General features: G+C 62.7%; 39 protein-coding genes. 38 read left to right on the top strand and 1 reads right to left on the bottom strand.

Annotation, left to right across the window (positions count from 1 at the left end; translation table 11 throughout):
- From BLW38_RS12785 to BLW38_RS12620, 37 genes are all read left to right on the top strand, one after another.
- Positions 1-312, top strand: coding sequence for a hypothetical protein (locus BLW38_RS12785; RefSeq protein ID WP_092817608.1), 312 nt, complete (start codon positions 1-3; stop codon positions 310-312).
- Positions 312-617 (top strand): helix-turn-helix transcriptional regulator, encoded by a 306-nt coding sequence (locus BLW38_RS12780; protein WP_092817607.1) that lies wholly within the window; start codon positions 312-314, stop codon positions 615-617. The genes BLW38_RS12785 and BLW38_RS12780 overlap by 1 nt, the downstream gene beginning before the upstream one ends.
- Positions 617-1,390, top strand: coding sequence for a DNA polymerase sliding clamp (locus tag BLW38_RS12775; RefSeq protein WP_092817606.1), 774 nt, complete (start codon positions 617-619; stop codon positions 1,388-1,390). Before BLW38_RS12780 ends, BLW38_RS12775 begins: the two co-directional genes overlap by 1 nt.
- The gene (locus BLW38_RS12770; RefSeq protein ID WP_092817605.1) at positions 1,387-1,635 is read left to right on the top strand and encodes a hypothetical protein; all 249 of its coding nucleotides are present in this window, start codon (positions 1,387-1,389) and stop codon (positions 1,633-1,635) included. The genes BLW38_RS12775 and BLW38_RS12770 overlap by 4 nt, the downstream gene beginning before the upstream one ends.
- Entirely contained in the window at positions 1,632-2,018 is a 387-nt protein-coding gene (locus BLW38_RS12765) for a hypothetical protein (RefSeq protein ID WP_092817604.1), read from the top strand. Before BLW38_RS12770 ends, BLW38_RS12765 begins: the two co-directional genes overlap by 4 nt.
- Positions 2,019-2,129: 111 nt before the next feature.
- Positions 2,130-2,399: a helix-turn-helix transcriptional regulator gene (locus BLW38_RS12760; RefSeq protein WP_092817603.1), complete on the top strand. Its 270-nt coding sequence runs from the start codon at positions 2,130-2,132 to the stop codon at positions 2,397-2,399.
- Positions 2,396-2,536 carry a hypothetical protein gene (locus BLW38_RS16315; protein WP_177167500.1) on the top strand — a complete coding sequence of 47 codons (141 nt, stop codon included), beginning with the start codon at positions 2,396-2,398 and terminating at the stop codon, positions 2,534-2,536. Before BLW38_RS12760 ends, BLW38_RS16315 begins: the two co-directional genes overlap by 4 nt.
- Positions 2,533-3,279: a hypothetical protein gene (locus BLW38_RS12755; protein ID WP_092817602.1), complete on the top strand. Its 747-nt coding sequence runs from the start codon at positions 2,533-2,535 to the stop codon at positions 3,277-3,279. The genes BLW38_RS16315 and BLW38_RS12755 overlap by 4 nt, the downstream gene beginning before the upstream one ends.
- Entirely contained in the window at positions 3,276-3,563 is a 288-nt protein-coding gene (locus BLW38_RS12750; protein ID WP_092817601.1) for a hypothetical protein, read from the top strand. Before BLW38_RS12755 ends, BLW38_RS12750 begins: the two co-directional genes overlap by 4 nt.
- Positions 3,556-4,143 (top strand): helix-turn-helix domain-containing protein, encoded by a 588-nt coding sequence (locus BLW38_RS12745; RefSeq protein ID WP_092817600.1) that lies wholly within the window; start codon positions 3,556-3,558, stop codon positions 4,141-4,143. Before BLW38_RS12750 ends, BLW38_RS12745 begins: the two co-directional genes overlap by 8 nt.
- Before the next feature lie 56 nt (positions 4,144-4,199).
- Entirely contained in the window at positions 4,200-4,676 is a 477-nt protein-coding gene (locus tag BLW38_RS12740; protein ID WP_143040884.1) for a hypothetical protein, read from the top strand.
- A gap of 94 nt (positions 4,677-4,770) precedes the next feature.
- Complete coding sequence (locus BLW38_RS12735; protein ID WP_143040883.1) at positions 4,771-5,187, top strand: hypothetical protein; 417 nt, start codon at positions 4,771-4,773, stop codon at positions 5,185-5,187.
- Positions 5,188-5,547: 360 nt separating this feature from the next.
- Positions 5,548-5,706 (top strand): hypothetical protein, encoded by a 159-nt coding sequence (locus BLW38_RS16310; protein WP_177167499.1) that lies wholly within the window; start codon positions 5,548-5,550, stop codon positions 5,704-5,706.
- A 206-nt stretch (positions 5,707-5,912) separates the two neighbouring features.
- A complete protein-coding gene (locus tag BLW38_RS12730) occupies positions 5,913-7,121 on the top strand; it encodes a hypothetical protein (RefSeq protein WP_143040882.1) in 1,209 nt (402 codons plus the stop codon).
- A gap of 497 nt (positions 7,122-7,618) precedes the next feature.
- Positions 7,619-8,068, top strand: coding sequence for a hypothetical protein (locus BLW38_RS12725; protein ID WP_092817596.1), 450 nt, complete (start codon positions 7,619-7,621; stop codon positions 8,066-8,068).
- Positions 8,065-8,256: a hypothetical protein gene (locus tag BLW38_RS15950; RefSeq protein WP_143040881.1), complete on the top strand. Its 192-nt coding sequence runs from the start codon at positions 8,065-8,067 to the stop codon at positions 8,254-8,256. The genes BLW38_RS12725 and BLW38_RS15950 overlap by 4 nt, the downstream gene beginning before the upstream one ends.
- Positions 8,257-8,370: 114 nt before the next feature.
- Positions 8,371-8,583: a hypothetical protein gene (locus BLW38_RS12720; RefSeq protein WP_092817595.1), complete on the top strand. Its 213-nt coding sequence runs from the start codon at positions 8,371-8,373 to the stop codon at positions 8,581-8,583.
- Positions 8,576-8,884 carry a hypothetical protein gene (locus BLW38_RS12715; RefSeq protein WP_092817594.1) on the top strand — a complete coding sequence of 103 codons (309 nt, stop codon included), beginning with the start codon at positions 8,576-8,578 and terminating at the stop codon, positions 8,882-8,884. The genes BLW38_RS12720 and BLW38_RS12715 overlap by 8 nt, the downstream gene beginning before the upstream one ends.
- Positions 8,885-9,014: 130 nt before the next feature.
- On the top strand, positions 9,015-9,272 hold the full coding sequence (locus BLW38_RS12710) for a hypothetical protein (protein ID WP_092817593.1): 258 nt from the start codon (positions 9,015-9,017) through the stop codon (positions 9,270-9,272).
- 10 nt (positions 9,273-9,282) lie between these two features.
- The gene (locus BLW38_RS12705) at positions 9,283-9,465 is read left to right on the top strand and encodes a hypothetical protein (protein ID WP_092817592.1); all 183 of its coding nucleotides are present in this window, start codon (positions 9,283-9,285) and stop codon (positions 9,463-9,465) included.
- Positions 9,462-9,755, top strand: coding sequence for an HNH endonuclease (locus tag BLW38_RS16860; RefSeq protein ID WP_092817591.1), 294 nt, complete (start codon positions 9,462-9,464; stop codon positions 9,753-9,755). The genes BLW38_RS12705 and BLW38_RS16860 overlap by 4 nt, the downstream gene beginning before the upstream one ends.
- Before the next feature lie 35 nt (positions 9,756-9,790).
- Complete coding sequence (locus BLW38_RS12695) at positions 9,791-10,378, top strand: hypothetical protein (RefSeq protein ID WP_092817590.1); 588 nt, start codon at positions 9,791-9,793, stop codon at positions 10,376-10,378.
- Complete coding sequence (locus tag BLW38_RS12690) at positions 10,365-12,029, top strand: hypothetical protein (RefSeq protein WP_092817589.1); 1,665 nt, start codon at positions 10,365-10,367, stop codon at positions 12,027-12,029. Before BLW38_RS12695 ends, BLW38_RS12690 begins: the two co-directional genes overlap by 14 nt.
- A gap of 2 nt (positions 12,030-12,031) precedes the next feature.
- Positions 12,032-13,666: a hypothetical protein gene (locus BLW38_RS12685; protein WP_092817588.1), complete on the top strand. Its 1,635-nt coding sequence runs from the start codon at positions 12,032-12,034 to the stop codon at positions 13,664-13,666.
- Positions 13,663-14,832, top strand: coding sequence for a phage head morphogenesis protein (locus BLW38_RS12680; RefSeq protein WP_092817587.1), 1,170 nt, complete (start codon positions 13,663-13,665; stop codon positions 14,830-14,832). The genes BLW38_RS12685 and BLW38_RS12680 overlap by 4 nt, the downstream gene beginning before the upstream one ends.
- A gap of 90 nt (positions 14,833-14,922) precedes the next feature.
- The gene (locus tag BLW38_RS12675) at positions 14,923-16,443 is read left to right on the top strand and encodes a hypothetical protein (protein WP_092817586.1); all 1,521 of its coding nucleotides are present in this window, start codon (positions 14,923-14,925) and stop codon (positions 16,441-16,443) included.
- Between the two features lie 2 nt (positions 16,444-16,445).
- Entirely contained in the window at positions 16,446-16,898 is a 453-nt protein-coding gene (locus BLW38_RS12670; RefSeq protein WP_092817585.1) for a hypothetical protein, read from the top strand.
- A 12-nt stretch (positions 16,899-16,910) separates the two neighbouring features.
- Positions 16,911-18,050 (top strand): hypothetical protein, encoded by a 1,140-nt coding sequence (locus BLW38_RS12665; protein WP_092817584.1) that lies wholly within the window; start codon positions 16,911-16,913, stop codon positions 18,048-18,050.
- 6 nt (positions 18,051-18,056) lie between these two features.
- The gene (locus BLW38_RS12660) at positions 18,057-18,518 is read left to right on the top strand and encodes a hypothetical protein (protein WP_092817583.1); all 462 of its coding nucleotides are present in this window, start codon (positions 18,057-18,059) and stop codon (positions 18,516-18,518) included.
- A 3-nt stretch (positions 18,519-18,521) separates the two neighbouring features.
- A complete protein-coding gene (locus BLW38_RS12655; protein WP_092817582.1) occupies positions 18,522-18,899 on the top strand; it encodes a DUF4054 domain-containing protein in 378 nt (125 codons plus the stop codon).
- Positions 18,896-19,264 (top strand): hypothetical protein, encoded by a 369-nt coding sequence (locus BLW38_RS12650; RefSeq protein WP_092817581.1) that lies wholly within the window; start codon positions 18,896-18,898, stop codon positions 19,262-19,264. The genes BLW38_RS12655 and BLW38_RS12650 overlap by 4 nt, the downstream gene beginning before the upstream one ends.
- Entirely contained in the window at positions 19,261-19,542 is a 282-nt protein-coding gene (locus tag BLW38_RS12645; RefSeq protein WP_092817580.1) for a hypothetical protein, read from the top strand. Before BLW38_RS12650 ends, BLW38_RS12645 begins: the two co-directional genes overlap by 4 nt.
- Before the next feature lies 1 nt (position 19,543).
- The gene (locus BLW38_RS12640; RefSeq protein ID WP_092817579.1) at positions 19,544-19,990 is read left to right on the top strand and encodes a phage virion morphogenesis protein; all 447 of its coding nucleotides are present in this window, start codon (positions 19,544-19,546) and stop codon (positions 19,988-19,990) included.
- Positions 19,991-19,994: 4 nt separating this feature from the next.
- Complete coding sequence (locus tag BLW38_RS12635) at positions 19,995-20,567, top strand: hypothetical protein (RefSeq protein WP_092817578.1); 573 nt, start codon at positions 19,995-19,997, stop codon at positions 20,565-20,567.
- 18 nt (positions 20,568-20,585) lie between these two features.
- Positions 20,586-21,881, top strand: a complete 1,296-nt coding sequence (locus tag BLW38_RS12630; RefSeq protein ID WP_092817577.1) for a hypothetical protein — start codon at positions 20,586-20,588, stop codon at positions 21,879-21,881.
- Positions 21,882-21,890: 9 nt separating this feature from the next.
- Positions 21,891-22,289 (top strand): hypothetical protein, encoded by a 399-nt coding sequence (locus BLW38_RS12625; protein ID WP_092817576.1) that lies wholly within the window; start codon positions 21,891-21,893, stop codon positions 22,287-22,289.
- A gap of 3 nt (positions 22,290-22,292) precedes the next feature.
- Positions 22,293-22,697: a hypothetical protein gene (locus tag BLW38_RS12620; protein ID WP_092817575.1), complete on the top strand. Its 405-nt coding sequence runs from the start codon at positions 22,293-22,295 to the stop codon at positions 22,695-22,697.
- Between the two features lie 174 nt (positions 22,698-22,871).
- Here the strand turns inward: BLW38_RS12620 and BLW38_RS12615 are convergent, their stop codons facing one another.
- Positions 22,872-23,045, bottom strand: coding sequence for a DUF4177 domain-containing protein (locus BLW38_RS12615; RefSeq protein WP_092817574.1), 174 nt, complete (start codon positions 23,043-23,045; stop codon positions 22,872-22,874).
- A gap of 46 nt (positions 23,046-23,091) precedes the next feature.
- Between BLW38_RS12615 and BLW38_RS12610 the strand changes: the two genes are divergently transcribed.
- Positions 23,092-25,334 (top strand): phage tail tape measure protein (locus tag BLW38_RS12610; protein WP_143040880.1); only part of this gene is annotated, 2,243 nt, incomplete at its 3' end.

The raw sequence follows: 25,334 nt of genomic DNA, 5'->3' as shown, positions 1-25,334 counted from the left end.
ATGAAGCTCGAGAAGGGACTCACCAAGAACGGCTTCATCGACGTCGCCGGGCTGGCCGTCATCGACGAGTACAACGAGGACGTGCCGAGCGGGCTCTACCAGCCGAGCACGATCACGAGCTTCGCGGACGAACTCGAAGATGTCCAGGGACGCGTCGAAGTGTCGGTTCAGAACCTCGAACACGAGTCGGGCGAGACGGTGAAGGCGCTTGTCGCCCGTGCCGCGGACACCGACGTCGCCTGCGTCGCGGCACCGCTCGTGCCGCCCGAAGAGCAGGATGACGTTAACGACGCCGACGGGGGTGACACCTGATGTCGACGTCGTCGATGGAGAACGTCGAGGAGTACGTGGACCTCTCGGGGTTCCAGCGGGACATCCTCTGGACGATCTTCCACGCGGACGATGCCGTCCACGGGCTTGCGATCAAAGAGGCGCTCGAAGAGAATGGGTACCAGACGGTCCACCACGGTCGTCTGTATTCGAATCTCGACGACCTGGTCGACGCCGGGCTCGTCGAGAAGGGAACACGCGACGGGCGAACGAACGAGTACACTCTGACCGACACGGCGACGACGGTGTTGGCTGACCGGCAGTCGTGGGAACGGGGTGAGATCTGATGGCGTTTGACGCGATCGTCGGCAACGAGCCCGTCGACCAGCTCGTCGATTCGGTCGGCGCGCTCGTCGACGAGTTCCGGCTTCACCTCAACGAAGACGGTATCCGCGTCGCTGCGGTCGATCCCGCGAACATCGCGATGGCCGACGTCACGATCGACGCCGCAGCCTTCGAGTCGTTCGAGGCGACGGACGGCACACTCGGCATCCCGCTGTCGAAGACCGGCGGCCTCGAGGACACCGTTGGGATCGCCACCGAGGGCAACCTCATCTGGTTCGAGTTGCAGGAGCAGACGCGGAAGCTCTCGATCGAGATCGACACCCACGAGGTTGAACTCGCGCTTATCGACCCATCGTCGATCCGGCAGGACCCGGATATCCCGGATATGCAGCTGCCCGGATACGTGGTCCTCGATGCTTCTGATCTGAAGAAGGCGGTGAAGATCGCGGAGAAGTACTCCGACCACATTCTGATCGGTGGCGACGAGGACGAGCAGTTGTTCAAGATCGTCGCCGAGGGTGACACGGACACGTACAGCTGTGAGTTCGACGCCGAGGACCGGATCGACGCCGACCGCATTCCCGACGCGTCGAGCCTGCTGTCAGCAGATTATCTGAAGGACGTCACGAAGGCCATCCCGTCGAACGCAGAAGTCCACCTGTTCTGGGGGAACGAGTACCCCGTCCGGTTTGAGTACGGGTTTGCCGATGATCACGGCAGCGTTGAGACAGTCATCAGCCCGCGGATCGCGACCGATGGGGGTGAACGGCTATGAGTACCGACACGTCAGACCTGCCGGCCGACGATCGCGTGTCGCTCACGAACACGATCTACGACGCAATCGAACAGCACGCGGACGACCGAGGGCACGCCCCGCTCGGCGACGTCGTCGACACGGTCCGTGACGAGACGCGATTCGTCGCTGAGGACATCCACGATCGGCTCGAACGACTGGAGAAGCACGGGGAGATCTACCCGGTCAATCACAAGATCGCGATCACGGAGCGGGGTGACCGATGATATCTCCCGACGAAGCTGCCGATGAGCCGTCTCCTGGAGATCCGAGCTCTCGGCTTGGAGAGTCGCTCAAGCAGTTCGAGCTCGCCAACCAGGAGATCGGTTCGAACGTGGCGGAGTTTTTCCATCAGATAGCGCTCGAGTTGGCGTGGATCGAGCGGCACCTGGACGTCGAGACGACCGCAGTCTGCTACAATCGGAACGCAGTCGTGTCGGTGATGTTCGACGACGGAACGACGCCGGCAGAAGCGAAGTCAACGCTCGAAGCGGTCGCGGATCCGGATTCCATCGAACCAGACCCCGCGGCCGATGGCGTGACGGTGAAACTGCTGTACGGCGAGGATGTGGAGACTACTCCAGTGGGGGTGTCGCCAGATGGGGCGTAAGTGCTCGGTCTGTGGCGAGCTCTCCGACTGTGTCTACAAGTGTGACAGCTGCGGCAAGCCGTTCCACGGAGACAACGACGCCGCACCCGGCCGAGGGCAGGTGGACCAACAATGAGCATCTCAGTTATGTCAGGCCCGATCGATCACGACGATTTAGTTGCACTACCCCCCGCCCCCACGGCGGTCTATCGAGCACTCCGTGAGGCAGAGGCGGACGAGATGACCAAGCAGGAACTCGCCGGCGAGACGCTGATGAAGCCCCGGACGGTCCGAGACGCGCTGCATCGACTCGTCAAGGACGGCCTCATCGAGACACGGTGGCACAACGAGGACGCCCGGACGCGAACCTACCGGATCGCAGAGGATGGGGGTGAGCGATGAGCAACGATACGTCCGCCCGCGAGGAGATCAACGCGGTCATCCGACGCCACGAGAGCGACCTCGATCCGGACGACCTGCGCGAGATCGCCCACGATCTCGAGACGACGGCAGAGCGCTGGGAGGGGATCGCGTTATGACGCGAACACCTAGTTGGTCCGAGGACGTCATCGGCGGCGACGTTCAGTGTCGAGGCTGCGGGTGCGTTGGCGAGACGGTCGACGACGTCGAGCACGAAGACGGCTGCAAGGAAGGTCACCGACTCGGCACCATCAACCGTCGGGATCCCCCGGAGGGGGACTGGGCCGCGAAGCACGACTGGACGCGGTACCGTGGGCCCGATTCCTGGCCGGTTCCCGGCGGATGGGTGTTCAAGGATCCCGAAGGCGGCGGCTGGTGGGAGTACTTCGGCGACGTCGGCGAGGGACACGAGTTCGACGACAGCATCCTCGAGGCGCTGAAGGACAATCCCACGATCAACGATCCGTTCGAAACGTTCGGTGATCTTCGCCGTGACCACGGCGAGTACGCCTTCCTGCGTCTCGAGACAGCCAATCCGGACGAAGTGTCGCGTCGAAACCCGGAGGACGAGAAGCTCGAATGGACGCTTGAAGTCGCCGGCATGGAAGTGTTCAGTCGGATCGAGCCCGATCGGAGTGACCTCATGGCCGCCGTGGCCGAGGCACTCCAGGCGTACCACGCCGGTGAATTGGAAGAGCGCATCGAGGAGATCGTCCCGGAGACCGGGGAGAAGCCGAAGGCTGTTCGCGAACAGGAGCAGCTCGAAGAGCGCAAGGAGAACAACGAGTCACTCGACGACTTCGCGACTGACGGTGGGGTCGATCAATCCTCGGACGGCCTCGATGGAGGCGATCGTCGATGAGTGGAGTCAGGGAACTCCACGAGATGAAAGCCGAGATTGCGCAACACGTTGGAACGGACCCGGACCGATATGGGGAGGGTTGCGGACACAAGCAGCTGCTCGCGAGCGAGGTCCGGCTCGTGTCTGAGAAGCTTGGAATGAACCTCTCCGATCAACCGCGCCAGCACGTCCGTGACGCCTTGATGATCCGTACTGGGCGAGACGATCGAACCGGAGTCAGCTTCTACGACTCCCGCGACGTCGAAGCGATCCTTAACGAGTTGGAGGCGATCGTCGATGGGTGATCAATCTACGACCGATACTGATCGAGAGTGCCCCGAACCGGAGATGTTCAGAATCCCGACCATTCGAGAGATCGATGAGATGCGTGTCGAGCTCGGACTATCACAAGCCGAGTTAAGCCGACGGGCAGGGTTCGAGAAGGATCGTTTCAACGGGATTCTGTACAACGGGTACGATCCGCATACGTCGACGCTTCGATCCTTCCTCGATGCGCTCCAAGATGCGGAGCCAAAGGCCGACGAAGAGATCGAGCGGAGAGGTCCGAAACCGGAGCCGAGCACCAGCGTGGACGAGTACGAGCGCCTCAGCAGCAAGCTTGAACACATGGACCCAGACGATGTGGGAGACGATCCGTCGCCGCCGGATTCTGACGGAGTGGTTACTGACGGCGGAGTCGATCAGTCCTCGAGCGGCACTGAACAGACGCCGTGCGAGGAGTGCGGAGAGCCTATCCGGTTCGACAGGGCGCGAGCCTACTACAAGACGCCGGATGAACGGTTCTGGCACCCCGACTGTCTCCCCGAGGAGTACCGTTCGGTAGACACGGATACTGAGCGATCCAATGGAGGTGAGTCGGCGTGACCTGGACGTGCCCGACGTGTGACCGCCGATACCCCGACAGCAGTCTGTCAGTGCCGGTGGATGATCCGGCCCACATCGCCGAGGGATGCAAAGTGTGTTGGGTGTCGCCGCCCGAAACCAGCCGGTTTGTTCGACCAGACAGCGTCGACGATTCGCAGCTCGTCACCGACGGCGGCGAGAGACTCGGAGACGTTGCTCAACTGGAAGGGGTTGAGTCCGGCGACGTAGCCGAGTTCGAGCTATCCGATACGGACGGTGTGCATCAGGCGACCGTCGGGCCGAAGATCGTGGAACCGCCGTTTCCGCCCGAAGATGTAGCCGAGGACCAACTCCCAGGACAGATACAAGTGTCGCTTGAGAACACAGACACCGCGACAAAGTGGTGTCTCTCCCGGGAGATCGACCCGGATGAAGGCCTGACTGGCCCCGTGACTGCGTCGGTGAAAGCGTGTATCGACATCCGCCACCCGCCCCGCTACCGGTGGCAGGATCGGGGGACGGTGGAGTCTCTGGAAGTGGTCGACGATGCGTGACGGATCCGGAGACGACGTCGATCAAGAAATCGGCGTTGTATGTGACGTTGAAAGATGCACGAATCGCATCGTCGGCCTCGACGATGGATGGGAGATGAGCCGAGGGATAGTCTGTCAGGACTGCATTGACCACGACGACAGACACGGTCACTGGCCCGACGAATCCGTCGATATCTGTATCGAGTGCCGGATCGACGACGGGATGATCGACCACAACTGTGAGGAGTCTGCAGCTGACAGAGTTCTCCTTGAACCCGGGAGTTCTTGTGACTACTGTGAGTTCGAAGCCCCGGTAACCGACGGCGGTTCTCGGCTCGGTAGCGAAGACCACGTCGAGCTCCCGGAGACACTCGAAGAGTTCGTCGACGTCGCCGAGCAGAAGGACAGCCTTCGCTGTGACACGTGCGGCGAGATCGTCGATCGCCGGTGGCTTCAAAACGGCGAGTGCGTCGGTTGCCGGGAAGGTCCTGGAGTCCACATTGCACCTCGAGCAGACGGAGGTGAGCGATGAGCGATCTCACGATCCTCGAGGCGTCAACCGCCCTACTCGCGAGAGCGTTCATCGTCGTCGCCATCATCACGTGGGTCGTCATCGCCGGCACGTTCCTCGCGAGGGTGATCGGATGACGCGCGTCAGACATCTCGTCGTCCGGTCGTTGGGTTTTAAGACAGCACAGGATGGAACAATAGAGCACAAGCTACCCGAAACAACCCACGCCTCAGAAACAGGCCGAACTCGGGTGACCTCCTCCTGCCAGAGATTAGGTCACCCGAGTGAGCGTACCTGTTTCTGTACACGCTCGGAACATAAGCTTACCGCCATAGATAGCGGTGGGTCTGTCCAACTCGCGTGTGGCCTCGAGAGAGGTCGGTGGACCAGCGTCACGAGCTCCGCTTCGAGCAGCTCGACGAGCAAGAGTACGATGTCCACGCAGGAACCAACCACGACCGTCTCGATCTCCCCGTCGAACAGCCCGCAGATCACGCCGCCCCTCTCTACAGATTTTTTTTCTTTGAAAGCTGGTGCTGAGGTGTCCGTGGGGGGTGCCCCGTCACCCCCCTATCCTGCCGTAGGCAGGTTCTCGCTGGCGATTACGCAGGAACTCGCTTCGCGAGTTCTGGGAGGGGGTCCGCGGACCCCCTCCCCTGCCTCACAGCAGGTTGCTGTGAGTGGGTGGGTTCTAGACCCCCGACTCACAGCAGGGTGCTGTGAGGCCAGCGAGGGGGTGGTCACCGATGCGTGACACTGTGATGGTCGACTGGCAGGTGCCGGCAGACGAGTGGGAATCATTCCGTGAATACGTCGAAAAGAAATTCGACGGTCTGGAGGGCTACCTCGGCCGTGAAGCGGAGGCGGCAATGCGGGAGTACGCTGACGCAGACGGCTACGGCGATGTCGAGGACCGCGTCGATCGGCTTGTCAACGCGGCGGGGCGGACTCCAGACCCGTTCAAAGAAAAAAATTCCTCGCGGCTTCACCAGCAGTCCACCACTCGTGTGACGGTCCGTGTGGACGAGTGGGTTAAAGACGAGTTCCGCAAAGCGGCGAACGAGAGTGAGGACACATTCGGGGTTGCGTTCGCCCGGGCGATCCAGGTCCGTCGAGACGGTGGTCGTGCCGGCCGCCTCGAGCGGAAACTCGATCGCGTTATCGACGATGCTGAGGGAATGCTGACGTTCATTGATGAGGACACTGAAGAGGGAGGTCTCTCGAAGGTGGATCGGAACACGATCGTCATCTGTCAACGGCTTGCGCCGAGTACTGACGATCAGTTCACGGATGACGAGTTGAACGCGGAGATCCACGAGATAGCGGGTCGTGGCCGACGGGCGTCGGGCCCCACGCTTGAGCGGTACCGTGACCTGGTCATCGAACGGCTGGGATACGAGCCGCATCCCGGAGTGGAAGCGAACCCAAGCAAGGACCAGACGGTCTGGGTTCCGGAACACGTCGCCGACGAGATCGCGCCCGACGGTGTTCCGGTGGAGGTCCGCCGGCCGGTCGACCAGCTGGAACGCGAGCAGCGAGTCCGCCGGATCCGGCTCGTGCTCGGTCGCCGAGCGGGGAACCGTTCGTCCGGGAAGGTGTCAGTGCGGGCGGCGGAGATCCAGGCGGATGTCCTCGAGGACGCAGTCACACGCTCGACAACGCTGTCGTTGATGGAAGAAGCAGCGCTGTCGATACCGGGCATCGAGATCTCCCGCAGCAGGACCAACGCGTCACTGCGCGTCGATCTGCAGCAACTCGGAGAGGGAGAGCCGGAACTCTTCGAGGAGATCATCGCGTATCGCGATGCGGATGCAGATAGTCTCCTCGACGAGACGACGGAGACGACGGTGGCTGATTACGGAGCGACACAGGGCCCCGGGGCGGACCTCGAGACGCTGTCAGCTGCAGGCGAGGATGCAGCTGCGGATGGGGGTGGACCACCGCGAGAGAGGTGATCACTCCGCCGGTGGGTTTATTTCACCGTTTTGAGAGTGATTTTGTTGACACTAAGTGTCAACGTCTCCCCTCGTTAAGTGCCATCAGCACGTTGGTCGGAGTACCACTCCACCGGTGGCCACGGACTGCGTGGGCGTCGGGGAGCTCCGCCATCGAAGCCAATTCGGTGGACGGCGTATGGTCGAGTCAACCGTGGTCCGTCGTTGAGAGCGGCGGGCGCTGTTAGTCTACTATGTCGGCAAAATCACCAACGCCACAGAGTCACGAGTCTAGCGAATCCGAGTACGACTGCGGATTCGACGCCTGTGATGACGTTTTTACTGAGGGAACGGGTGTCAACAGCTCTTTCTGTTCTACTGACTGTTATTATCGGCACAAAGGTAAGTCAGCACTCCAACAGATCAAGTCGGATCACCGCTTCTGCGCGACGTGCTTCCAACGGGTGAAGACAACCTCGGCGCCGAGTGAGGACTGGGTCGATCGCGGTTCATCGCCGATGGACGTAGCGCTCGCGAACGGCGCCGTGCTCACGAACGGCGATGGAGAAATAACACTTGACGCGACGGAGTGTCGTCACGCTCGACCAACAGCGACCGACAGCGCGATCGGCTATCAGTACCGGACGGAGAACACTACGCTTGTCGTCGACGACGTCGACAGCGGGGATCCGTACCAACGTCTCGAACGGACGAAATGGGGGTGTAAGTGCGGGAACGTCGATCTCTCGGAACGACACGAAGTCCTCGAGGACGTCGAAATCGAGTCGATCCTACCGTCGTTGTGGCGATGTCTCGTCGCGCTCGTCCAGGACAACGCGATCGGTCCGGACCAGGTCGATGCGAACGCGGCGCTGAAAGATCGATTCCTCGGCGCCGCTCGAGAGTCCTGGCGCGACTGGCGGTTCATAATCGGCTACGCACTGTACGGGCCTGGAGTCAACCGATGAGTACCACTGGCTCAACGGTTCGGTGCCGACCCCTCGGTGCAGGGACGACCCAGATGGTCGGTGAGGTGGTCGATGAGCGGATGGTCGCGACGATCGCCGGGGCGCGGATACTGCTGCGTGTTCGCGTTGATGGCCGCCACTTCTGGGTGGACGCTGCCGACGTCGACGATCGTGGTCTCGGAGAGTAATTACGGTAATTACTGCGGGCTGGAGTTGAGGAAACCGTTGGTGGCACCCGTCCGGGTTCGAGGCCCGGAGACGGTCGTTTGCAGTGCGGTTCATCGTTACCTAGAGAGCTATGAATGAGACTTCGCAGACAGATCAAAGCGATCGGCGGGCTCGCGACACTGCTCGTGTTCTTGGGGCTCGTGGTCGCAGACACGGTCGATGCGGGAGTGACGCTCAGCGTCGAGGACAAGGTAATACTGCTCACGCTCGTTGGGACGCTCCTCGGGCTGGACAAACTGCTCGAACAGATCCCGGGCATCACGGTCGGGGGGAACAAGGATGAGTAGTCTCGTCAACACGCTGGGGATGGTCGCGGGCTCCGTGTGGGTCGGGGCGGCGATCTGGTTCGAGCTGATCCATCCGAAACGGGTTCACGCGAAGTACGTGATCGGCACGTTCTTGATCGGCTCGGCGCTGATCCTCGCATCATCGTCGACGGTGCTCGCGTCGCCGACGCTGGCCGAGTCGTTCGCGGTGGCCGCGAACATCTTGTTCACCTTGCTCGGCTGTGCAACGTGGGTCTACATCGAGAAGCACACCGATGATCCCCCGACGGCGGACGACCTGTCAGAGTCGACGTCACACTGATGGGCTGGACCTGTACCAGCTGCGGGTCGTCGTACCTGTTCGACCCGCCGGCACGAGCTCGCCGTGAGGACAACGGCCCGCGCTGTTCGGACTGTCGCGAGCGCGACACGGAGTAATTACGTAATTACCGATGACCACGACTATCTCTCTCCCGGACGACGTCGTCGACGACCTCGATGAGCATCTTCCGGATGATAGGACGCGTGAGGAGCAGTTCCGCGAGGTCGTGCTCCCGGCGCTCGAGGGCGACCACGTCGAGATCGTCAACGAGGCGGACACTGACGACGTCGTCCTGGAGCGTCTCGACGAGCTGGATTCGCGGATCGACGAGATCCCGACGCTGACGTCGACGAAGACGGTCAAGAATCTCCGTTCGGAACTGCAGTAATCACGTAATTATGGGATACGACTACACTTGTGACGAGTGTGGCGAACCGGGCGAGCACCCGGGACTCCTCGGCTCGTTCAACAAGCGGACGTGGACGACCACGCCGTTCGGCGAGCGACTCCAGGCACTCGGCTACGAGCTCGGCGACACGATCACGCTTTGTCCCGAGTGTACCCACCGACTCCTACGATGAGTGATCCTCGCTCACAAGGCCGATCGCTCTTCTGGCGCGATCGCGATCCCGGGCGGTATCGCTGCCCAGGTTGCGGTCGCGGTCGCGGCGATGTCCAGTCGTTCCACGTTCACCACCTCGACGGGAACAAGGAGAACAACACGGAGTCGAACCTCGTTGCACTCTGCTCGTCGTGTCACCTCGGTGGAGAACACGACCTCGACGTCGGCGATCCGCGACTTCAACCGCCGTCGCCATTCGGAACCGAACCACCGAAAGCGCGCGTTTCACCCCCGTCTCCTGACCACTAGACGGTGACTCACTCCCCAACGATACAATCAACTCTATGGCAGATGCTCCAGAGGACCTCATCGGGACGCCGATTTCGGATGCCCCGAAACGCGATCCCGATAGCCACTGCAACGGCCGACGGAAGCAGCGCCAGGATGGCGAGCTCGTCGAAGACGACGATGGAAACTACCTCTTCGCCGGCTACTGCCAGCTGGTGGCTGGCTGGGGAACCGACGACGATGAAGGGCGTTGCCGGAAGCACGGCGGCAACGGTGGCTCTGGCGGCGCTCGTGAGGGCGCTGGAGCTCCCGAAGACAACACAAACGCGGCAGATCACGGTGCCTACTCCGACAAGTTCCTCGAGGGCTTCGTCGGCGATGACGGTAAGGATCGCATCGAAGAGGGGTACGAACTGTCCGAGACGCCAGAGGGCGCGAAGAAACAGGCCAGGTTTATGGCCCAGGTTGCCCTCGAGAAGTTTCGGGTGACGGGTGACGAGCGGTTCCTTCGCCGCTACGAGCAGATCTGCGACAAGGCGGGGATCTTCCCGAACGAGGAAGTCGACCTGAACCACAACGGCATCGAGACGGCGTTTATGGGCAACCTGAAGCAGTACCACGAAGAGGACGATGTCGACGGGTGACCTGCTCTCGGGGACGTCGACGTCGTCGCCGGCGACGGACACGAACGTAGATGCCCCCGCGCCGCCGGCGGAGTTCGCCCGCCGGGCGGACGCCGGTGACGAGACGTGGCTCGAGGACGCGATCGAGGACTACCTCGGGCTGCGACTCGGCCGGGCCCAGCGCCGGATCTGCCGGGCGGTCGCCCAGCATCACCAGGTGCTCGTGGTGTCGGCGAACTCGCTGGGGAAGTCGTACATCCTGGCGGCGATCACGATCGTGTGGCTGCTCTGCCGGTACCCCGCGGTGTCGTTCGCAACGTCGGGGACCGAGCGGAAGATGAAGCGGACGTACTGCAAGCCGGTCGAGTCGCTCCACGGCGGCGCCCGCATCCCGCTCCCCGGCGAGTACAAGAGCCGCCCGGAGCGCATCGAGTTCGAGGACGACCCGGAGCACTTCTTCGAGGCGTCGTCGCCGCGAGACGCTGGCGAGCTCGAGGGCGTTCACTCCGCATATACGCTGTCGATCATCGAGGAGGCGGACAAGTCGGCCGTCGACGAGGACGTGATCGAGGCGATGCGGTCGCTGGCGAGTGACGAGCGGGACCGACTGATCGCAATCGCGAACCCCCCGGACGACGAGACGAACTCGATCTACCCGCTGATGGACGATCATCCGAACTGGGAGGTCGTCCGGTTCAGCACGTTCGATTCGCACAACGTCCAGGTTGACACGGGCCGGGTCGACGCTCCAAAGATCGACGGGATCGCGGACATCACGAAGCTGGAGAAGGACTGGGTCGAGTACAACGGCTCGGAGTGGCCGGGGTACCGCCAGGCGCTACGGATGTCGGCGCCGCGAATCGACGAGGTGGGCAACTACGTCTTCGTCGACGACGATCTCGTGCGGAACCCGGACTTCGAGCCGAACCTCTCGAAGCGCTGGTTCAAGCGACGGGCGGGGATCATCCCGCCGGCGGGTGCGAGTGTCAACCGCCCGTACACTATCGACGATGTCAACGGTGCGTGGGAGCGCGGCGAGCTCTACCAGGACGAGCTCGACCGCGGCGACGTCACGCTGCCGCCGGCGACGGCGACTGGCGTGGACGTCGCCCGGAGTTCGGATCGGACGGTCGCGGCGACGATCCACCGCAACGTGATGGTGATCCACTACGCGGAGCGAGGGACGAACCACACAGACCAGAGCGACGCGATCGCTCGGGAGCTCGAAGACATGTCCCGGCACCCGATAGCGGTGGATTTCATCGGCTCGGGGGAGGCGGTTCACGACAACCTTCTCGAGGAGTTCCCCGATGTCGGCCAGTTCGTCACGAACTCGGTCGCGTGCCAGTCGGTCGACTACGAGGACAAGTGGGCCGAGGGGATGGCGGCGCTCGGCGACTGGCTCGAGGACGGCGGGATCATTCTCGACCGGACGCTCCGGAAGGAGCTGCTCGCCGGCGCCCGTGAGCTCGAGTACGACGAGAAGTTCATCGGGAGCCGCGGGGAGGAGGGCGAGCAGGTGTACAGCCTCTCGTCGAAGGACGACATCAAGGAGCGGCTTGATGCGGGGTCGCCGGACTACCTGGAGGCGGCGATGATCGCCGCGTGGGCGGCCTCGGAGGAGACGCACTTCGAGGACCACAGCGGCGAGGGCTGGCTTATCACACAGTAATTATGAGTAGCGAACCATCTACGCCGGACGAAGAGGACGTCGAGCAGCTGGCGGAGGGCGATCCTGCGCCGAAAGGTGAACATCGAGTCCCCACGTCCGAGGAGGACGCGGGGTCGGTCCCGGGAATCCTCGGCTACCGGACGACGTCGGGCTTCGGCTCGGACGCCGATGTCCGGTCGGAGCCGAGTGCGCCCCCGGACAAGATCCGTAAGTACTGGAACTCTTACTACAACGAGTTCGCGCTCACCCGAGCTCCGTTGAAGAGCTTCGACCTCGCGGTCATGGAGCCTGGGTATCGCATCCGGGTTGAGGACGCCGATGGCGAGCGCGATGAGGATATGGAGGAGGCGTTGAAACTGTGGTCGGGGAACTGCGTGATCCACGCCGGCGAGATGGGCCACGATCTCGCGACGTTGCTCGGCAAGCTCCCGTCGAAGCGGCGGGGCAAGGGGACGGCGCTGATCGAGAAGGTCGGAACTGAGGAAGACCCCGACGCGATGGCGGCCCTGATGTCTCTGGACCCGGCGACGTTCCAGATCTACACTCGCGAGGACCAGACAGTTCTCATTCAGCCGGACGACGACGTCGACGACGACCACCCGACCACCGATGATGGGGAGGCGGCGGCGTACAACCAGTACGACGCGGACCTTCTTCGGTACAGCGAGAAGGACCCGATCCCGTTCACCGTCGACGACATCATCAAACTCACCTACGATGCTGATGACGGCGAGGTCTGGGGGACGTCCGTCTTCGACGCCTGCCGGGACCGGATCGACGCGCTGATCCAGAAGATCGAGGACCGCGACTTCGCGGTCCGCCAGACGGGGTACGCCCACCGCATCTACAGCTCGGAGAATTGGAGCCAGGCCGAGGCCGAAGACTACGCAGAGGCACACAAAGAGGGAGATGTCTCCAGCGAGTACGGACCTGATGATGATGAGGCCGACCGTGGCGGCGACAAGGAGTCGTTCGCCGGCCGTGTCGACTTCGTTCCGGACGCGGTCAACGTCCAGGTCGAAGAGGGAACGGTTCCCGATATCGCCGCCGCGGTTCGGGACGACATCGAGCAGATCTTCTCGGTGATGCCCGTCGGGAAATACCAGATCGCCTATGCAGACGATCTGAACCAGTTCGTAGTCGATCCTCAGATCGAGAAGGACAACGAGCGGGTCGACCACGAGCGGCGGTACATCGAGCGGAAGCTTACGCCAGTCCTCGAGGAGAAGGCGGACGAGCTGGCGAGCGGGGAGCGGTACAATGGGACGATCCACTTCAGCATCGAACCACAGCAGGACGAGAACCCGATCCGGCGCGAGGGCTTCCCGGCGGAGAACCTGACGGCGCTGATGGATGCCTTCTCACAGTTCGCCGAGAGTGGCGCCGATATGTATATGCCGCCGGGCGCGTTCGCCGAACTCGCCGGCTTTGACTTGGATGAACTCCGCGAGCGACACGACTGGGACAGCGACCCGCTCGAGCTCCCAGACAGTCAGGACACCCCAGGTGCGATGCCGGGGGCAGATGAAGGAGAAGACGAAGACGGGGGCGGGCACAGGGATAGAGACGGGGACGAAGACACCGGTGACGACACGGAGACTGAGTCCGAGTCGGAAGACGACGGTGAAAGCGAATGAGGACGTCCCAGGATGATGGGCGCTTCGCCGACGTCGTCGGCCCCAACACGGTCACCGAGACGACGGCACAGCTCTCGGACTGGGGGGCTCGCCTTGCTGCCGGCGATCACGGCGACGACCACCGCCATCTCCCGCCACACGTTGAGCAGCTGGCGGACGAGTATGCTCGGCCGACGAAGGATAGCGGTGACCCGCACGCCAACGATCCCTCGCGAACGACGACGATTCAGCGGCAGTACGCCCGGAAGCTCCGTGGACGCTTCGCGGACATCCGCGCGGAGCTCCGGCGAGGTGTTTCCGATCGGGACGTCCTCGGCCTCGAGGACGACGACGGGGGTGGCGTCTCGCTGTCGGACCTGCTCTCGGGACAGGCGGCGGCCGACATCCCTGCGGAGTACTACGAGCTCCTCGCAGCAGAACAGTATGACGCCGCCCGTGATCTCGTTGAGCAGCTGGCGGACTTCGATCCGGACGATCTGCAGGGGCGTGACTTCGCCTTCGAGCGGGATGCTCGCAAGCACGAGCAGTTTATGCAGTGGCTCCGGACGCAGCAAGAGGAGGGCGTCCTGGAGGTCATCGAGCGCAACGGGAACACGTACGTCAGGAAGGCGTACGAGCGCGGTGTTCGGAACCAACACAGCTGGATGGGTGACGCGGCCGACGGCGCCGATCCCACGGCTGCGTTCGAGCGCCCCGTTCACCAGGACCGCCTGTCGCTGCTCTACGAGCGCAACTTCGAGGCGCTTCGAGGCATCACCGACGACGTCGCTCGGGAGATCTCCCGGTCGCTCGCCGAGGGGATGGCCGAGGGCGTGGCCCCGGACGAGATGGCTCGCCGGCTGTCCGACCGGATCGACAAGATCGGCCGCACTCGGGCGACGACACTTGCCCGAACGGAGACGATGTACGCTCACAACGAGGGGGCGATTTCCGAGGCCGAGCGCCTCGCCGGCGACGACGTCGACCTGGAGGTGCAGACCGAGGTCGCGACGGCGGGTGACAACCACGTCTGTGAGATTTGCTCGCCGTGGGACGGCCGTGTGCTGAGCCCGGATGAGGCCCGGTCGAAGGGCCCCCCGTTCCATCCGCGATGCCGATGCGTCGTTCGGGCGACGACGTCGGTCGCGGAGGGGACGGCAGCACAGACCGCGCCGACTGCTTCCTGACTCGCAGTACGACCACGCTCTGTCGGCCTCTCCACCATCGGGAGAGCCGGGTTCGACTCCCGGGGAGCGCGTTTATGAGCTGACCTACCTATGACTCACGACCCAGAACAGCACGAACGCCTCGCCGAGGGCGGGTTCGCCCGCCTCGAGGACGAGGATGACGAGGACACTGATACCTACTCCGCTCGGGTCATCCCGATCGGGGAGGGAGACATCACCACCGGTGCGTCGGGCAAGAAGACGTACTGGAGCCCGGAGGCGCTTCGCCAGGGTGTCGAAGATGGCGCGTTCGACGGGGCGAAGATCCTCAAAGGGCGTCCCGGTGACGGCCACAAGGGGATGCTCGACCAGGCCGATCCGGACAACATCGTCGGGTCGGTCGACAACTTCGCGTACGAGGACGGGGTCGGCCCGGTCTCTGAAGACGCTGACCTACTCGATGAGCACATCGCGCAGCTGGTTGATCACGGCCTGATCGACGTGAGTCCGGATATGTTCCGGAAGCTGGGCGAGTACGACGAGGAACTCGGGGCGTACCCTGTCGAGAAGATCATTGACGTCCCGTACCTCACACTGCTCGACAACGGCGCGTCGCCGAGCGCGACGATCGAGCCGGCGATGGCGGAGGCCCTAGGTTTCAACGGCCGGGCCGAGGCAGCCGAGCAGCTGGCGAAGCTGTTCACGCTGACCTTCAACGCCTACGGCGAGATGTTCGGCGACGAGTTCCTCGACGAGGCGGTCGAGAACCTCGAAGCGATCGAGGGCGTCTCGGCCACGCGCTCGTCGACGAACACTGACCCCGAGCTCCAGGCGACGATCGACCGGGAGGCGGTCGCATCACTCGACACGCTGAACGACCAGATCATCGACGCACTCGAGGACACGCCGTTCGAGGTCCACGAGTCGTACGACTGGATCGACGACGTCGCCTGGGAGGGCCTGGGCGAGGCTGGTGGTTCTGGACAGGCATCTGACGAGCCGGCGGAATCCGGCACAGGAACCGGCGGTAGTTCCACACATATGGGAAACAACAACGACGACCTGCAGGAGCAGCTCGCAGAGGTCCGCACCGAGCGTAACCAGCTCGAAGACGAGACGGAGGACCTCCAGGAGCAGCTCGCAGAGAAAGAGGAAGAGATCGATGACTACGAGGAGACGGTCGAGCAGCTGAAAGAGGAGCGGGACGAGCTCGAGGAAGAGGTCGAGCCGCTCGTCGAGATGCTTGCCGACCTCGCTGCGGAAGACTCGAAACTCTCCGCAGACAAGATCGCGGACCGCTTCCAGGCGGGTGAGCTCGTCGAGATGCTTGCGGAGGACGCGGGCTGGTCTGACGAGGACGACGAGAGCCCGGTCGAGGTCGTTCGCGAGCAGCTGGCCGGGACGCCCAACCCCCGCGGTGAGGGTGGCGATAGCAACGGTCAGACCCCGAGCGACGAGGATCTCGAGCGCGCGGAACAGCTTGCGGGCGGTGTTCTGACGGCGTCGGAGCGGCTAGAAGTCAACAGCGCTGATGTCTCGGAGGTCGAGTATCTTCGCCAGGAGTACGACGTTGACGCCACGGAGTTCGACACCGAGAGTGAGCTTCGCGATGCGATCCGGGGAGGTGCCTGATCATGGTGTCTGGAGAAGTTCGACTCTACGATCCGGGCGAGAAGGTCGACGTCGAGGTCGTCGCGGACTCGACGGGCGCACTACCGGGTCGCGGTGACCCGGTCCAGCTCACGGGCGAAGATGGCGGGAAGACGCAGGTCAAGCTCGTCGAGACGGACGGTGACGGAGTCGGCGCGCTGCTTCACGACAACCACCTCGACGACGAGGCAGACGTCGCAGCCGGCGAGGTCGCTGGCCCGTCGACGTTCCTCGCGACGGGCCCCATCGACTGGTACGACGAGAGTGACGGGGAGAACCTCTCCGTCAACGACGTCGTCGTGCTCACGTCCGACGGGGTTCGCGCGTATGTCGACGCTGACGACACGGTCGACATGCAGTACGGCCGTGTGTTCGCGACCGGCACTCGTGCGACGGCGGCGACGGCACAGAAGGTGGCCGTTCTGCGGTACAAGTAGGTGATCTGATTCATGCCAGAACTCGAATTCAAGAAAGCAGGACTGCTGAGTCCCAAGACGCTCCGCGAGGAGATCGTCCAGGATATCGACCAGATGGAGCAGATGCAGGAGGACGGGGTGGCCGATGCGAACGGCCTCTTCCCGGCAGTCAACCTGGACGCTCCCGAGGAAAGTTACTTCACCATCGGCGGGGCGATCGCCGCGATGTCCGAGGTCGACCGGGCAGCCGAGTCGCCGATCTCGGCGCTGGGCGACATCAACGAAAAGGACATCTCGACGTACTCGTTCAAGGAGAAGATAGCGCCGGAGAAGGAGACGGACGCGAAGCTGAACTCCGACCAGCAGATCCTCTCGCTATACCGGTGGGGGGCGAACCAGCTTCGTGCGGCGCTGTTCCTGACGCGGAACAAGGTCGCGTTCCAGGCGACCCGGAGCGTCGACGGCTTCCTCGGGACGGACGGGGACACGATCCATCCGGACATCCCGACGGCGAACGTCATCAATCCGAACAACCAGTACTCGGATCGAGCAAACTCGACGCCCTACGAGAACTTCTCGTACGCGTCCTACCTGCTCTCGGAGGCCGATCAGACGTATATGAACGCGATGGTGTCGGGTGACCCGACGGCGCTCGTGACGCCGTCCATCTGGCACGACATCAAGAACAACGAGGACATGAAGGGCCGCTTCTCGGGCGTCGAGGTGCGCGGCCTGACCGGTAGTCAGGTTCGTCGGCTCGTCGACGAGGAGATCCCGAACATCCAGGTCGTGAAGGTAAAGCTCCCGCGGGAGGACGCCAACGGGAACTTCCTCGACGAGGACGGGAACATCGTCAACGACGTCGACGACGCGGCGATGGACAACGTCCTCGAGCCGTACGACCCGGTCGCCGGCGAGCAGCGCCGGAACATCATCATCGGACGGCCCGGTGTCGAGTCGGCGTTCCTCGCATGGTACGGCGACAACATGGGCGAGTTCGACGAGCCTGACGCGCCGTCGACGGACGGCGGCTTCGCCGTCGACAACGACCGCGGCTTCGGAACCCAGACGTGGATGTCTCAGGACCCCCGCGTCACCTGGCTGAAGGCGTTCCAGGACATCGGCTTCCACATCATGCTGCCCGAGCACTGGGTCATCATCAACGACGTGTGATCACCTATGCCTGAACTCAAGTGGACACGAGAGCGGACCTACTTCGACGGGCAGCGTGGGTTCCGTGCAGAGGGATCGGGCGTCTACGACGTCCCCGAGGACGCGGTCGAGGAGTATCTCGACCATCGTTCCGGCGGCTGGGAGCGCGTCGACGAAGAGGACACTGCTGACGAAGAGGTAGAACCGGAAACCATCGACGAGGATAGCGGCTCGGACGACACCGATTCCGCCGGCGACGGTGAAGCGGAGCCCCCCAACGAGGGTGGCACTGAGCCCGATGCAGACGGTGAGAATGAGGTGACGCCCGAGGAGATCGCCAGCTCCGACGACTGGCGCTGGGCGGTCGACACGATCGAGTCGGGTACCGTTGACGACCAGCTGGACGCGGTCGAAGCCGCCGAAGAGGAACGTGAAAACGGCCCGCGTGACAGCGTTCTGACCGCACTCGACGACCGTCGAGAGGCCTAACGGATGGCTGTCGACGACTCCGAGTACCGGACAAGCGTCGACGACGTCCGCAGTGGCGGTTTCGAGACGGAGCTCACGGACGAGGAAGTCCTGGAGTGGCTCGACGACGCCAACATGGAAGTCGACGAGCAGCTCACCGGGAAGGGGCTCTCGGAGCGCCGCCTCGAGAAGATCGAGAAGTACCTCACCCGGCACCTTATCACGTTCATCGTCGAGCGACAGGTCGACTCCGAAGACATCGGCCCAGTTTCGTTCGACTACTCGGGAGCGTTCGATGAGCGTGGGCTCGCCGCGACGGCGCCGGGCCAGCAGGTAATCCGTCTCGACGAGAGCAACACCTTCGGCCCGGAGAAGTCCGACTTCTGGAGTGTAACGCTATGAGCCGCACGAAGCGGAGCGCACGCCGTGCGCTGAAGCGTGCCGGCCATGATGTCACCCTCCAGAACTTCGAGATGACTGAAGCCGACTCCCGCGGGGAGCAGTGGGAAGAGCTCCCCGAAAAGACAGTCACCACGATCTCCGATCCGAGCGGTGCGTCGCTCTCGTACAGCTGGTGGGGACACGACGTCGAGGCTGATCACGTGTACCTCATCCGCTCGGACATCGACGACGTCGACGATCGTGACAGCGCCGGCGAAGGAGCGACCCGCATCACGGACGACGGCGACACGTTCGTCGTTGTTGATGCAGACCGCTCCCAGCAGCACGGCCTGTACGTCCTGGAGTGTGAGAGGTACGACCCATGATCGAGAACTACGACGACAAGAACCGCGAGCAGACGCTCGCAGCGGTCGCCGGCTTCAGCGCTGACCGGCTCGCCGCGTTCATCGCCTTCGAGCGTGAGCACAAGGACCGAACGACGGTCGTGAAGCCGCTCGAACGCAAGCTCGTCACCGTGACACCTACCGGCGATCGGCGGTACGTCGCCGGTATCTGGTTCGATGGCCCGTCGGAGACGGCGACTGTCCGCCGGCGGACGCGTGTTGAGCGTGCCCTCGAGAACGGCCGCCTTCAGGAGGTGTGACGTGGTCGAAGACACGAACAACTTCGACGAAGTCCGTCGGGCCTTCGACGTCGGGCTTCGTGAAGGGATCGTCGCGCTCTATGCGGACTCCCTCGAGCAGCTCACGAAAAATATGCGCGAAGGAAAGGACGCGATGGGGAACGCGTGGCGTCCAGTCACGTACGAAACGATGCGTCAGCGGAGTGTTCGAACGACGACCCGGGATGCTCTCGTCGACACCGGAGATTTCCGTGCGAACATCATCTCGAACTCCGAAGCTCGTCCGTCAGAGGGGACCGCCGTGATCGGCACGTCTCGTGAAGACGCGGTCGCCCACGAGTTCGGCGCTCCGGAACTAGGGATCCCACGCCGCCCCATCTTCAGCCCGGTCGCAGCATACGCGAACCAGCGCGCTGCAGAGATCATCGGGGACGAGCTTGACGACCGCCTCGACGACGCCGAGGTGTAGTCACGTGCTTACCACAGCTGAAGAAGACCGCTTCGAGGCGGTGCTCCCGGAGTCGGTCGACGTCTCCTACGACGCGAACCAGCACACCTACGAGCTGACTGTCTTCTGGGGTGGAGGTAACGCAACGCAAGACTACCCCATCGTCATCCTCGAATGGGACGCGCAGAACCAGCCACAGACCCAGCGCCAGCCCGTCGACGACGTCCACCGGATCGACAACCCGATCGACGAACCGGGCGGCGCGGAAATCCGGACATCGGAGGTCGCCGACGAGCTCTCGATCACTGTCGCCGTCAAAGCAGTTCGGGGGACTGACGGAGTCCCACCGCAGACTCGGTGCAAGCAACTCGTCCGGAGACTGTGGCGATTTCTCGATGACGGTATCGATCTGAATAGTGAGGGTCCGAATGGCGAGCGCCCGATGCGTGTCGAGATCGCGTCGAACCCGTCTCCGGGACGAGTCGATGATACCTACCGCATCGAGTGGAGCGTCCAGTTCCATCACGCCGAGAGGTACACCGAGGAGTTCGACACGACCGAGAGCGCCGAGTACGCAGCTGACCAGACAGACAACTAAGAAGTTAGACATCAACAGATGACAGTTTCACCAGTCACGATCGACGTTTCGGCACAGACCGGAGCGCTCCCACAGGAGACCTTCACCGACGTCGCCGTCATCGGGACGGCGACCGCTGCGCCGCCCGACGCGGCGTTCGATGAGGTCAACCAGTACCAGAGCGCATCCGAAGTAGCAAACGACTACGGCGACGGCAGCGACGTCCACGTGGCGTCGCAGGCCCTCGCCGAGATGGGTGCGAGTTCCTGGTACGTCCAGGTCCTCGAACAGACCGAGGTCGTTGACGAAGATGTTGACGACGGGACGACCGTCGCGAACACTCCCGTCCACGGCGAGGCCGGGGTCACCGCGTCCAACCGGGATGTCGTCTACTCCACAGAGGAACCACCCGCACAACCCGACAACGGCGAGGTGGCGATTAACACGGCCACCGGCGAGGTGACCACCGACGATGGCACCACGGCCACGCTCACGTACTCCTACGTCGACTGGAGCACGCTCGAGGAGCTTGAGTACAAAGGCATCAACCGAGCTCATCTCGCTGACACTCGGGCCGGTCGAGAACACATCGGCGACTACGACGAGTTCGTCAGCTGGGCGTCGGCCGCCCAGGTCGGCGTGCCGCTCCCGATCGAGGACCCGAGTTCCTACGCTGACGACGAGACGGCGATGACGGCCGCCCACGAGATCGCCGGCTACGTCCCCGGCGGCCACGTCCTGGGCGTCACCGCGAAGACGAGCGCCGACATCGGGGCGTACAAGCTCGGCCAGATGGCCGTCAACGACCCGTGGCTCGACCCGTACTTCGATGGCGAGGGGTACCCGTACGCTATCGACTCCATCCCCGGCCGCCTGATCGGCGACCCGGGCGACACCGGGACCTTCGTCGGCGGCGACGCCGACGGGAACGGACCCGTGAACGTCGTCGTCTCCGTCAGTGGCGTGAACGTCCTCTGGCGCTCCGTCTCGACCGCTGGTGCGGCCAGCGATTACCAGTGGTTCGACGTTCAGATGACGGAGTACTTCGCGACGTCGCTCATCGAGAACAGTCTCACGTCCCTCGCACTGAACCGGGACAAGATCCCGTTCACCGGCGACGGTCAGTCGATGATCGAGTCCACGATCGTCGACACGCTTGTCCAGTACACCGGTGGGCCCGATGACCCGTTCGCGGAGACGGACATCTACGTCCCCGAGCCGGAGGACTTGCCCGAGGACGACCGCGCGAACAAGCGGTGGACCGGCATCGAACTCGAGTACCGGCTCAGCGGCAGCGCGCAGACGTTCACCGTCGACCTGACCGTCACTGTCTGAGGATAACCCATGGCACAATACAGCAAAGACGAGGTTACGATCCTCGTCAACGGCGAGCGAGTTGCACAGCTCAAAAACTTCGATCCGCCGGAGGAGAGCTACTCCCGGAGCTACGACGAGACCGTTGGCGACGACGAGAACGTCCTGCTCAACAACACAGACCCAGAGCTCGAGGGCGAGCTGGAGGTGTCGCCGACGTCGCCGACGATCCAGTCGCTCAACCAGCTCGTGAAGAGCGGGCAGCAGGTCCCGATCACGGTGCGGTTCCCCTCGGACGACGTCCGGCAGAACGAGGTCTACACGGGAGGGGTCTTCACCGACAAGTCGTTCGCCAACTCCTTCGACGACGACCCTGAGTCGCCGCCGAACCGGACGTACACGTTCATCGCCGACGACATCCAGGACTAACCAATGTCTGACGAAGAACTCACTCTTCAAGAGCTGGAAGATCAGGACTGGGAGGACATCGGTGGTGATCCGCAGACGGACATCACTCACGAATTTATGGACGGAACGGAGAGGACCTTCCGTGTCCAAGATCCCGACCCGGACGTGATAATGAAGTTCGTGTCGCCGTCGCCTGACGACACGAGCCGTGAGGAAGAACTGTTCGAGTTCGTCAACAAGGCTGTCATCGCTCCCGAGATCACGATGGAGCGATGGCGAGGCCTACGGGTTGCTGATCGAATTATGCTGGCTGACAAAGTCGGTGAGGTGGTCGGGATCGACCGCGTGATGGGTTTTTCCGACGGTGGGCTCGAAGCCCAACTGGAAGAGTTACTATCCGGATCGCCAGAGAGTGGCAACTCCCAATAGAGGACGTCGACGCCTGGCCGTGGGAGAAGAAGCTGTTCTACGCTGAGTGTCTGGCGACGATCAACGAGGAGGATGGTGAGGCTAACAGCCTCGATATGGATATGGAGAACCTCATCGATCAGATGCAGGGTGCCCCAAAAAATCCACCATCACCTGATCAGCTGTAGGCAGACGCTACTCGACAGGCCGTTCGAAGATGTAATGCGTAGTCCCACCACCAACCTCTACCGTTTCCTTCAGTTGCCAGCCTTCTGATGCGACTCGGTTGATCTTTTCTTCGCCTTCGTCACCAAAGGCCAGCGCTCTCACTTCTATCGACTTGTACTCGTACCGCTGATTCTGTGGCATAGTTCGCAGTTGACCACAATTAGAAATAAAAACACCGACAAGAATAATGCTAGGCGGAAGTGGCGGTCATCGAACGGTCGCAACAATATTTACTGCAAAGGACCGAGCCAGCGGTAAGCTATCAGAAGTAGAAAAGAGTGGGGACCGTGCCCGTGACTCGTTGGAAGAGACCGAACAGCAGTTAGACAGTGTTTCAACGGCTTTCGCCGCCACTGGTGCAGCAACGACTGCTCTCGGAGGGTCCATCGCGTTGCTCACGAATCGGTTTGGCCGTCTGGACAAGCAATTCCAGACGATCGAAACGACGTCCGGAGCGACAGCTGCGCAGATGGAGCAGATCCGAGAGGCTGCGAAAGGTGTTTCAACTCAACTTCCAGTCACCTTGGCACAGTCGACTGAAGCAGCCAAGCAACTGAGCTTCGCCGGTCTGTCTGCATCCGAGTCGATGGCTGCCCTGTCCGAAACGAGCCAGTTGGCAGTCGCCGCGAATATGCAGGCGGGCCAGGCAGCTCAGACGGTTGCCCGATCGCTCAACGCTTTCCAACTCGAGGCTGAACAATCACGTGCTGTTGTCGGTGCTCTTGGCTCAACGTTCGCCTCTAGTGCGACCGACATACAGTCTCTGGCGCAAGGCCTATCCAACGTTCAGGCTACTGCGAATGCTGCGGGGCTATCGGTCGCTGAGACTGTGGGATCTCTAGGGCTGCTTGCGTCTTCTGGCCTCGCTGGATCGAAAGCTGGGACGTCGCTGAACGCCGTCCTTCGACGGCTCACGAGCGGTAGCGGTGAAGCATCGAAAGCTCTCGACGAACTCGGCCTTTCGATGGAGAAGTTCACTACCGCCGAAGGAGATCTCCGCAATCTCCCCACAATAATGTCGACGTTGTCCGATCGGATGGAGGGCGTTGATTCGCAGGCAGAAAAGATCCGGATCGCCCAGCAGCTCGCCGGCGCTGAGGGTGCCCGCGCTCTCCTGCCTCTTATCAATCAAACGGACGAGTTGTCTCGAAAAATTAACTCGAACCTTCGCGCGGAGATCCAAGGTGCGATCGGCGATCTCTCCGAGATGGACGGCTCCGAGTTGGAAGCAACATCGGAAGCACTCGGGATGGATGTCTCGGGGGAGACGACGACAACGCAACTCATCAGCAACCTGCAAGAGCTCGATGAACAGGGAGAATCAACCGAGCAGATCGTCTCGCGTTTACAGGTCGGACTCGGACTGACCGGCGATGCTGCGGAACTGCTGGCTCAGGACATCACGCAGACTAACAAGTCTGCCAAGGAGCTGGCGCAGGGAATCGGCGGCGTCGTCACTGCAGAACAGTTGGCACAGAAACAGACCGAGACGCTCAGCGGGCAGATTACTCAACTTCGGTCAGATCTACAGGTTCTCGGGTACGAGATGTACCAGGGAACGAAGCCAGCGACATCGGCACTTGTCGGTGGGCTTCGAAGTATCACCACGCCCTTAGCACAAAACGAGACTGCTGCCCGAGCTTTGGGAACGGGACTGATCGCGCTAACGGCTGCGACAGGAGTCTCAACCGCTGTTCTCGGCGCCCACGTTGTACAGCTCAAGCTCGCCACGCTTGCCCAGCAGGGTCACGCTAGCCAGACGGTTGCCGGGACTGCGGCTTTGAAGGCCCACGCAGTCGCGACGACGGCGGCCTCGAAGGCGACGTGGTTGATGACGGCGTCGACGGGTCAGTTGGTCACCGCGACGCAGGCGAAGACGGCTGCGATGTGGACGTCGATCACGGGACTGTACTCGTCAGCCACGGCTGCGATCGCGGACGCGACCGCGAAGGGGGTGATGACCACGGCGACGCTCCTGGCTGCCGGTGCGATGTCGACGTTGTGGGCGACGCTCGGGCCAGTTGGTCTCGCCATCATCGGCTTAACCGCCGGCGCAATCGCGCTCGCCGGCATCCTCAAAACCGACTTTATGGGGGCCGGTGAGCAGGCCGGGGCCGTGCTTGGCTGGTTCGGAGCGAAGGCCGGCCAAGCGTGGGCGATTACAAAACAGCTCCTTGGTATCCTCTATGAGCTAGGTCGCATAACCGTGACACTTGGCGGGATGGCGTTCCTCGCCCCAGTCGCAGCGCTGTTGAAGCTCCCCGGGAAGATTCGGGGGGTCGCCCCTCAGATAAAGTCGGCAGCGACGGAGCTCCCAGGGGAAATAGTTGCAGGTCTGAACTCGTTGGGTCGGTGGAAGTACTTGGTCCCACTGGTAGGCCCCTTGATGGGTGCGCACGAGTTGATAACCGGTACCGGTCCGAATGTAAG

The organism is Halopenitus malekzadehii (assembly GCF_900108505.1).
GTDB classification, from domain to species: Archaea; Halobacteriota; Halobacteria; order Halobacteriales; family Haloferacaceae; genus Halopenitus; species Halopenitus malekzadehii.
Note: the sequence above shows the minus strand (reverse complement) of the source record. Positions and strands in the feature narration are given on the sequence as shown.